Raw genomic sequence first — 6,194 nt, 5'->3', positions numbered from 1 at the left:
CCCTTAGGAGGGGGTGTGGGGGACGCTTCGTCCCCTGCAAAAGGGGGTTTGGGGGATATCCCCCAAGGCTATTGGCTCGGAACTCAGCCCCCCCGCAAAACCAGCGCTATTCCTGAGAGAAATTCCAAAGTTTGATAACAAGCCCACCCCTCAACCCTAATTTCCCCTTACCCGTTGTCCCTCTGGTCTGATACCTTGATGGGGTAAATGATTTTGCGCCATTTGTGATTTCTGGACGATCAGCTTCATCCGCGCCGGAGATCACGAAGCGGGCGGTGCAGCGAGGGCTATGGCGTTAATTGTTCAGAAATACGGCGGGACATCGGTCGGCACGGTTGAGCGGATTCAGGTAGTCGCCCAGCGCGTCATGCAAACTGTCCAAGCGGGGAACTCGGTCGTCGTGGTGGTGTCTGCAATGGGCAAAACCACCGACGGACTGGTCAAGTTGGCATCGGAAATCTCTAGCAACCCCAGCCGTCGCGAAATGGACATGCTGCTATCCACCGGTGAACAAGTGTCCATCGCCCTCCTGAGCATGGCGCTTCAGGAACTCGGCCAGCCCGCCATCTCCCTCACAGGCGCACAGGTCGGCATCGTTACCGAGTCAATCCACTCCCGCGCCCGCATTTTGCGAATCGAAACCGAGCGCCTAGAGCGGCATTTGCAAAAGGGTGAAGTCGTCGTCGTAGCGGGTTTTCAGGGCATCACTGATTCGGCAGATCTGGAAATCACCACGCTGGGGCGCGGCGGCTCCGACACTTCGGCCGTGGCCCTGGCGGCAGCGCTGCGGGCCGATGCCTGTGAAATTTACACCGACGTGCCGGGGATTTTGACCGCTGACCCACGGCTTGTACCCGATGCCCAATTAATGGACGAGATCACCAGTGACGAAATGCTGGAACTGGCCAGCCTGGGTGCAAAGGTGCTGCATCCCCGCTCGGTGGAGATTGCCCGCAACTACGGCGTGATGCTGGTGGTGCGCTCTAGCTGGACGGATGATCCGGGTACTCGCGTGATGTCGCCCCTGCCCCAGCCGCGATCGCTCGATGGGTTAGAAATCGCCCATCCCGTTGATGCGGTCGAGTTTGACACGGATCAGGCCAAGGTCGCCCTCTTGCGCGTGCCCGATCGCCCCGGCATTGCCGCTCGTTTGTTTGGCGAAATCGCCTCCCAAGCGCTGGATGTGGACTTGATTATCCAGTCCATCCACGAGGGCAACAGCAACGACATTGCCTTCACCGTCACCCGCAACTCGCTGAATCGGGCAGAGGCCGTTGCAGCGGCGATCGCCCCGGCCCTGCGCTACGACCCGTCGCCCACCTCCGGCGAAGCAGAAGTGATGGTGGAACGGGACATGGCCAAGGTCAGCATCTCCGGCGCAGGCATGATCGGTCGCCCCGGCGTGGCAGCACAGATGTTTGAAACGCTGGCGACGGCGGGTGTGAATATTGAAATGATTTCCACCTCCGAGGTGCAGGTAAGCTGCGCCATTCGCGCCGAAGACTGCGATCGCGCTCTGGCCGCCCTGTGCAGCGCCTTCGAGGTCACCTCTTCGCCCGTCAACCAGGCCCAAAAATCCCTCGCCTATGCCGATGCGCCGCCCGTGCGCGGGGCCGCCCTCGACCGCAACCAGGCCCAGCTTGCCATCCGCCATGTGCCCGATCGCCCCGGCATGGCCGCTCGTCTGTTTCGCCTGCTGGCCGATCACAACATCAGCGTAGACATGATCATCCAATCCCAGCGCTGCCGCCTGGTCAACGGCATGGTGACGCGGGATATCGCCTTTACTGTGGCGAAGGGCGACGTAGATGCAGCCAAAGCGGCCCTGGAAGCAGCCGCCCCCGACTTGGGCTGTGGGGAAATTGTGGTGAATCAGGCGATCGCCAAAGTTAGCATCGTTGGTATGGGCATGGTCGGCCGCCCCGGCATCGCGGCTCGCATGTTTGAGGCACTGGCTCAGGAGCAAATCAACATCCAGATGATCGCCACATCGGAGATCAAGATTAGCTGCGTAGTGCCAGAAGAAGATGGCATCCGCGCTCTGCAAGCCGTTCATGCGGCCTTTGGGCTGGCGGGTACAGAGCGCGTGGAAGTGCCTGCTTAGAAGTGCCTGCTTAGTTGTTCACTGCCGAATGGATACCGTCGCCGAGCGATTGTGCCAGGTACAGAGCGTGTGGAAGTGCCTGCTTAGTTGTTCAGAGTTCTCCGAGAACCGTCTTTCTGTGAAGTCTTGCAGTCGTAAGTAACCACTTCCCAAGTAACCACTTCCCATAACCTGTGGACTGTCCGCCCAAGGACAACGCTGACCTAGAGCCACGCTGGACTACTAGCTGCAACGGCAACATTCGCTTTAGCTACAATAATGGGCAACGGCAGGATCTATAAGGCTAGGCCCTATGCCTGAATTGACCATTACCCTCAGCAATGCCGCCCATCAGACGCTATTAGAACTAGCGGAAACCTCTGGTGAAACGATGCAGGCCGTTTTGGACAAAGCAATTGAAAATTATCGAAGACATGTCTTTCTGATACAGGCAAACCGGGCGTTTGCTGCACTCAGGCAAAATCAGGAATCGTGGGAGGATGAACTGACAGAGAGAGCAGTGTGGGATCAGACAATAGGCGATGGGTTAAGTGAGTCGTGGCACAACTGGCAAGAGGAGAAATTTGGCTAGCAAACCTTAACCCTGTAAAAGGACACGAACAAGCTGGAAAACGTCCTTGTTTGATTATTTCAGTGGATTTATTCAAGCAAGGTGCATGAGGGTTAGTGGTCATCTTGCCAATTACCTAGAGACAAAGGTATCCCCTTTCACGTTGAACTCACGCCCCCGGAGGGAGGGCTGAGAGTTCGCAGCTTTATTAAGTGTGAAGATATTCGTTCCATCTCTGTAAATCGACTAGAGGAGCGTTGGGGTATGGTCTTGCCAGAAACCCTAGCGGCTGTAGAGGATAGGCTGAGAATTTTAATGGGGCTGTGAGAAGCAAGTTTTTGGCCGCTGTACATTCATTAAGCACCCTTAAACACCCTTAAGCACTCTCGCAATTTACCTTGGGGGCGCAGAGGCGAGCTTACTTCAATGCTTGGCCCGCAGAGCCTCTACGTCGAACAGGCTGATCAGCACGCCCGCCACCGGAATCGCCAGAAACAGCCCCAGCAGCCCCGCCACCCGCACCCCCACCAGCAGCGCCAGAAACATCACCACCGGGTTCATGTTGATCGACCCCTGCATGATTTTGGGCATCAGTACATTTTCCTCCACCTGTTGCAGCAGCACGCAGCAGACCAGGATCAGCAGGCTGAGCCAGATGCCTTGGGGCAAGAGGATGAGGCAGATCAGGCTGATGCCCAGGGTTGCGCCGATGCCGGGGATCAGGTCAAAAAAGCCGGCGATCGCCGCCAGCAGCAGCGCATAGGGTGCATTCACCAGCAAAAAAATCACCAGACACGACAGCGCAAAAAATAGCGACAGCAAAAACCGCCCCCAAAAAAAGCCCAGCAGGTTTTGCTGCACGGCATCCGTCAGGCGGGGCTGGAGCGAGGCCGGAAACCGACACACAATCCAGCGCCAGAGGCGATCGCCATCCAGCAGCATAAAAAAGCTGACAATGCCAATCAGCAGCAGATCCAGCAATCGTTGCAGCAGCACTTGCAGCCCAATGAGGGACGTTTTCGCTGCCTCGATTGTTTGAGATTGCAGCAAATCCTCCAGGGCTGAAAAATCTGCCTGGAGATTGAACCGCTGCAAAAACTCTTCCACCTGCTCCAACGAGTTCAGCAGCACTGCCGCAATGCCAGGAGCCTGAGCCAGAAGCGCCTGTCCCTGCGACAGCATGGCCGAGCCAATCGTAAACACAAACCCCGCCAGCAGCAAAAGACTCAGCAAAAACACGGCCACCGCTGCCGCTGGGCGAGGCAGCCAGCGCTGGAGCCACCGCATGGGATAGCTAAGCAAAAATGCCAGGATTGCCGCAAAGGTGAAGATGACAATCACCGAGGAAAAATAGGCAAGCATCTGGGCGATCGCCCAGCCCAGCAGCAGCAGCAGCAAATAGCGCAGCAGCTTAGCATTGTTCAACTGCGACCACAGCGGCTGCATTGGCTGATCGTCCCGATTCACGGCAGTCCCACCCTCCCTATCCATAGCGCAGTCGAATTGTGGAGAAATCGGCAATAATAGAACTTGCAATGCGCCCTAAGATACCGCGCACCAGCCTCCACGATTGGAATATGTGAGACGGGAAAGCGTCTCTCGCTGAAATCCTGCTCAATCTAGCAGCATACGGCAGGCTCTAGGGTTAGAGCGATATTCCTTTCGAGCGACATTTTTCGAGCAACATTTTCTCCATTTCTGACCCATCCTCGTTCCCCCTCTCCCCATCACGCTATGCAAACTGCTGACACGCCGCAAGCGATCGCCCACATGGACGACACCAAGCAGGGTCTTCCGGTCACTATCATCACGGGCTTTTTGGGTAGCGGCAAAACCACCCTCCTGAACCACATTCTGACCAATCAGCAGGGGCTAAAAACCGCCGTGCTGGTCAACGAATTTGGCGAAATTGGCATCGACAACGAGCTGATTGTTGCCACCAACGGTGACGACAGCATGGTGGAACTGAGCAACGGCTGCATCTGCTGCACGATTAACAACGACCTGCTAGAAGCCGTTTATAAAATTCTGGAACGCCCCGAAAAAGTAGACTATCTAGTCGTGGAAACCACTGGACTGGCTGACCCGCTGCCCGTCGCCCTCACCTTTTTGGGAACAGAACTGCGCGACCTAACCCGCCTCGACTCGATTGTGACCGTGGTAGACGCAGCCAACTACAGCCTGGATTTGTTCAACAGCGATGCCGCCCATAACCAAATTGCCTACGGCGACATCATCTTGCTCAACAAATGTGATCTAGTGGACGAAGCCGATTTGGACGCGCTAGAGATTAAAATCCGTGATGTCAAAGAAGGCGCACGGATTCTCCGGACGACCAATTCGCAGGTTCCGCTGCCGCTGATCCTCAGCGTGGGCCTGTTCGAGTCGGCCCAATATTTCAAGCCGGAGAGTGACGAGCATTCGCACGCCTCCAGTCATGATCACGCGCATGACCACGCGCATCATCACGATCATCATGATCACGCGCATTCCGATCACGGACATGATCACGACCATTCCGCTTGCGACCATGATCACGGCCACTGTGTCCACGATCATGATCATGACCATCATCACCACCATTCCAATCATCTAGAGGTTGATGGATTTACCTCGGTGTCTTTCCAGAGCGATCGCCCCTTTGCCATCAAGCGGTTCCAGCATTTCCTCGATAACCAAATGCCCGCCAACGTGTTCCGCGCCAAAGGTATTCTCTGGTTCGATGAAAGCCCCAAGCGTCATATCTTTCACCTCAGCGGCAAGCGCTTCACGCTAGACGACAGCGAGTGGAAAGGACAGCCCAAAAACCAGCTTGTGCTAATCGGGCAAGACCTGGATCGTGAAACGCTGCTGGCGCAAATTCAGGCCTGTGTCTGTATGCCGACGGCATCTCGCGGGCGCGGCTTTGGCAAATAGGCCAAGCCATTGACCAGCGGGGATAAACCTAGCTGAACAAAGCCTACGCCCCTAGACAAACCCAGCGGGCGATCGCCAATTCCTTTAACTCAAGTTTCTTTAACTCAACTTATTTAACTCAACTCAATGAAGCGGGCAGATGTCGAGTCTTATGGCATCTGCTTGCTTTTGCATAGCCGCCATTGCGCCTGCTATAAATTCTCGTATCTTGACGGGAAAACCGTAGATTGAGTCGCGTTTCTGATGTATGATGTCTCTCCAGACTGCTTGAAAGCCTCTATGCTTCTATTGCGCTTTTGTTGCACTAATCGCTGGAGAACTTAACGCTGGAGAACTCGATGTTTGCTCGTTGTGGACGGCGATCGCCCCAAAAATTTCTGGTGCTGGCCCTAGTGGGGTTGGGACTGAGTATGGCGATCGCCGCTTGCAGCCAAAGCGGCCCGCTGATCCTTGGGTCTGCCGCTCCTGCCCCCCGACGGATCAATTTCACGCTGGTTTCCTTCGCCGTCACCCAGCCTGCCTACGACAAAATCATCCCGCAGTTCGCTGCCAAATGGAAAGCCGAAACCGGGCAAGACGTTTCCATCTTCCAGAGCTACGGCGGGTCTGGCCCCCAGGCACGAG

Annotated in this window: 4 protein-coding genes and 2 pseudogenes; 5 read left to right on the top strand and 1 reads right to left on the bottom strand. The window is 56.0% G+C overall.

Going from position 1 to position 6,194, the window contains the following annotated elements; translation table 11 throughout:
• Positions 1-289: 289 nt before the first annotated feature.
• The 3 genes and pseudogenes from IGS51_RS13005 (at position 290) to IGS51_RS22380 (ending at position 2,981) form a co-directional block, all read left to right on the top strand.
• Positions 290-2,104 carry an aspartate kinase gene (locus tag IGS51_RS13005; RefSeq protein ID WP_297078781.1) on the top strand — a complete coding sequence of 605 codons (1,815 nt, stop codon included), beginning with the start codon at positions 290-292 and terminating at the stop codon, positions 2,102-2,104.
• A 292-nt stretch (positions 2,105-2,396) separates the two neighbouring features.
• Positions 2,397-2,675 (top strand): hypothetical protein, encoded by a 279-nt coding sequence (locus IGS51_RS13000; RefSeq protein WP_297078780.1) that lies wholly within the window; start codon positions 2,397-2,399, stop codon positions 2,673-2,675.
• Positions 2,642-2,981, top strand: a pseudogene (locus IGS51_RS22380) (type II toxin-antitoxin system PemK/MazF family toxin). Before IGS51_RS13000 ends, IGS51_RS22380 begins: the two are co-directional and overlap by 34 nt.
• Positions 2,982-3,077: 96 nt before the next feature.
• Here the strand turns inward: IGS51_RS22380 and IGS51_RS12995 are convergent.
• A complete protein-coding gene (locus IGS51_RS12995) occupies positions 3,078-4,100 on the bottom strand; it encodes an AI-2E family transporter (RefSeq protein WP_367279332.1) in 1,023 nt (340 codons plus the stop codon).
• Between the two features lie 288 nt (positions 4,101-4,388).
• Between IGS51_RS12995 and IGS51_RS12990 the strand changes: the two genes are divergently transcribed.
• Positions 4,389-5,570, top strand: coding sequence for a GTP-binding protein (locus IGS51_RS12990; protein WP_297078778.1), 1,182 nt, complete (start codon positions 4,389-4,391; stop codon positions 5,568-5,570).
• Between the two features lie 338 nt (positions 5,571-5,908).
• Positions 5,909-6,194 (top strand): annotated as a pseudogene (locus IGS51_RS12985) (sulfate ABC transporter substrate-binding protein); the annotation flags it as partial.

The organism is Thermoleptolyngbya sp. M55_K2018_002 (assembly GCF_015295965.1).
Lineage (GTDB): Bacteria > Cyanobacteriota > Cyanobacteriia > Elainellales > Elainellaceae > Thermoleptolyngbya > Thermoleptolyngbya sichuanensis.
This window is presented reverse-complemented; position numbering and strand designations above follow the sequence as displayed.